We start from the raw sequence: 2,972 nt of genomic DNA, 5'->3' as shown, positions 1-2,972 counted from the left end.
CCATCAGGTTTTTCATCATGATGTTTACAGCGTTTTTAGCACGGGTGAACCCTGCTTCCACCATGGCGAACCCAGCCTGCATAAAGAAAACAAGCACTGCTGCAACAAGGGTCCAGACGTAGTTGGCATGGGTCTGGACCAGTTCAATAGCCTCGGCATTAGAGAGTACTGTCGGGGCATCGTCTGTCCCGGCCCATGCTGCTGTGATGGTGAAAGCCAACGAAGTCAGAATCATCAGTACATACTTCATTTTTTTAAATCTCCTTAATTAATATTAATCATTTAAATTTTATAAAGCTTCTGTTCCGGTTTCACCTGTACGAATACGAACAACATTTTCAACAGAAAAAACAAATATTTTACCATCACCGATTTTCCCTGTTTTCGCTGTTTCTACTATTGTATCCACCACGGCTTGAGCCTGGTCATCGGCAACACAAATTTTCAATTCAACTTTGGGTACAAAATCTGTCTGGTATTCTGCACCTCGGTATACCTCTTTGTGTCCTTTCTGACGGCCAAATCCCTTAACTTCCGAAATAGTCATACCGTTAATACTGATTTTGGATAAAGCATCTTTAACCTCATCCACCTTAAACGGTTTAATCACTGCCACAACTTCTTTCATATTTACTCCCTTTGTTAATATGTGCGTTAAAACAAGTTACGCTTTACGCTTTGTAAAAAGCAAGAGAGGTGCCAAAAATTATTTTTTTTGATATTTTAACACATCTATTTGAAATTATTAAAATATTTTACTTTGTTTTTTCAGAACACCCCTCAATACAAATAACATTTTTGGAATATAGTAGGTTGCATTAATGTAATTTCATGCTTATAGATAAAACCATGGCGCGAAAATCAAGACATTTTTGTATTTTCATACACAAAACGATAATTAAGAAGCGAAAATCGGTGCTTACAGGCCCTCAAAAGGGCATTAAAATTTCATGCAGGGTCTTTCCAGTGGAATATCCCCTGGAAAAACAATTATGTAGAATGTTGCAGGATCCAAGAGCAAGCGACCACTTTGGAAATTGATACAGAATGGATGCGCAGCACCTGTAAAGCCGCAAATCCAGCTGTAAAGCCCCGAGGGCCTGCCGGTAGAAGCCAAGGGCATCTGAAGGCGTAAGCGATTTACGTCCAACAGTATGTTCAATGGCCCGGGCTGAAAGGATACCGGATTTCAGCGCAGAATAGATCCCCTCCCCCAACAAAGGCTCGGCCAGACCGGCTGCATCTCCTGCCAGAAGCACACGCCCTGTTCCCAGATGCACTTTGCCATAGCTGGTGGCAATGGGATACCCCTTAACATTGGTCAGGATATCTGTTTTAAGCCTGTCTTCGGCATAGTTTTTTAATAAATCCCGGTTCATGGTTCCATTGGGCATAGCACTGAAAATGCCGATATTCAGGTGGGTTTTGCGGGGAAATATCCAGTAATACCCTTGAATGTCCCTGGAAAAATCAAATGTCATGGGATGAAGTCCGGCATTTTTCACAGGCACATCAGCTTCCAGGGCAGGCAGCTTAATGATACGCGACTTTTGACCGCCAATGAGCCTGCGAATCTTTGAATTGGCACCATCGGCCCCGATCAGGTATCCGGCCCTGAGAATATCGGTTTTACCATCACAGGAAAGGGTCAGGTTGACACCACAATCGTCCTGATCAAGCCGGATGATCCTGCCTATTTTTCGAAACCGGCACCCGGCCTGTACCGCTTTTTCCAGGGAATAGGCATCCAAATCCATCCTTTTGGTAATGTAGCACAAAGGGGCCTTGGCTTTGACTGTAAAAGAAGCGTTTCCCGGACGGATAATTTTCACCTCCCGGCAAGTGCGGCGGATGAGACAGGAAATATCAAAGGGGAACAGAGCCATGGCCTTGGGCGTAATCCCGCCTGCGCATGCTTTTTTCCTGGGAAAATCTTTTCTGTCCAACAACAGCACAGACAACCCCGCACGCCCTAAAAGATAAGCGGCAACTGTTCCGGCAGGCCCGGCACCTATGATAATGACATCATACATACCAAACTTCTACCAGATTTTAAAAAAAGGGCCAAACCTTTTTCTTTGTCCTGTTTCGCAAATACGGCAAAAAACCCTGCGATTCCAAATTTCAATCTTTCCTTTCAATCTTTCCACAATCATAACACTCGACAATTTATAATTTTTCACCATTGACAAAAACTCAACCGCGCGATTAAATATTTGGTTAATCGAATTCTCAAATCGAGTACTAATTGAACCTAATATTTATTTTGATTGGGCATACAGCCAATGCAGAAGCGTGTTAAAGAAAAAAAACAAGAAAATGAAGATGATACAATCACGGCATTGAATTTATGCAAAAATGCCCGAGACCTTATTCGCATTAGAAAGCCGGAACAAGCGGAACCCTTATTACTGGCCGCCCTGGAAGTATCACCTAAAAACCCTTATGTCCTGGTTGCGTTAGGTGATGTCAAACGAATGCAAAAACAATTTAAAACCGCTGCAAAATATTATCAAAGTTGCCTTGATGCAGACCCGCTTAATCCTTTTGCCATGTCCGGTCTTGGCGATGCATACAGGGGCACCAACAACCTGGACAGTGCCATTGAAATTTGGACCAAGGCCCTGGACACCCACCCTGAAAACTACCTGGTGATGACCCGGCTGGCCGATGCGTTGACCAAAAAAGGGGATTTTACCACTGCCAGACAAATATATGAAAGATCCATCAGGCTGAATCCTGATGATCCCTTTGCCCTGTCAGGTCTTGGCAACATATATGTTCGCCTCAAGGAATTTGACCTGGCCGGCCCGCTTCTTGAGAGGCTTGTAGCCAAACAGCCCCAAAATCCCAGAGCCATCGGCGCACTGGCCAACTTTTACCGCAGACAGGGAGACTTTGCCAATGCAAAGGCTCTATTCCAACGGATTCTGGAAGTTGATTGCCGGAATGTCTATGCAATGGACGGGCTG

3 protein-coding genes and 1 pseudogene are annotated in these 2,972 nt (G+C 44.2%); 1 reads left to right on the top strand and 3 read right to left on the bottom strand.

All coding sequences use genetic code 11. From position 1 onward, the window contains the following. The 3 genes and pseudogenes from B3D59_RS09175 to B3D59_RS09165 form a co-directional block, all read right to left on the bottom strand. Positions 1-250: pseudogene (locus B3D59_RS09175) on the bottom strand (ammonium transporter); the annotation flags it as partial. A 39-nt stretch (positions 251-289) separates the two neighbouring features. Then, positions 290-628, bottom strand: a complete 339-nt coding sequence (locus B3D59_RS09170; RefSeq protein ID WP_286819181.1) for a P-II family nitrogen regulator — start codon at positions 626-628, stop codon at positions 290-292. Between the two features lie 301 nt (positions 629-929). Then, entirely contained in the window at positions 930-2,033 is a 1,104-nt protein-coding gene (locus tag B3D59_RS09165; protein ID WP_286819180.1) for a geranylgeranyl reductase family protein, read from the bottom strand. Positions 2,034-2,285: 252 nt separating this feature from the next. On the opposite strand from B3D59_RS09165, the gene B3D59_RS09160 reads away from it, so the two are divergent. Continuing rightward, positions 2,286-2,972, top strand: a 687-nt coding sequence (locus B3D59_RS09160; RefSeq protein ID WP_286819179.1) for a tetratricopeptide repeat protein, incomplete at its 3' end; no start/stop codon positions are given.

Source organism: Desulfobacter sp. UBA2225, from assembly GCF_002348205.1.
In the GTDB taxonomy this organism is placed as follows: Bacteria; Desulfobacterota; Desulfobacteria; order Desulfobacterales; family Desulfobacteraceae; genus Desulfobacter; species Desulfobacter postgatei.
This window is presented reverse-complemented; position numbering and strand designations above follow the sequence as displayed.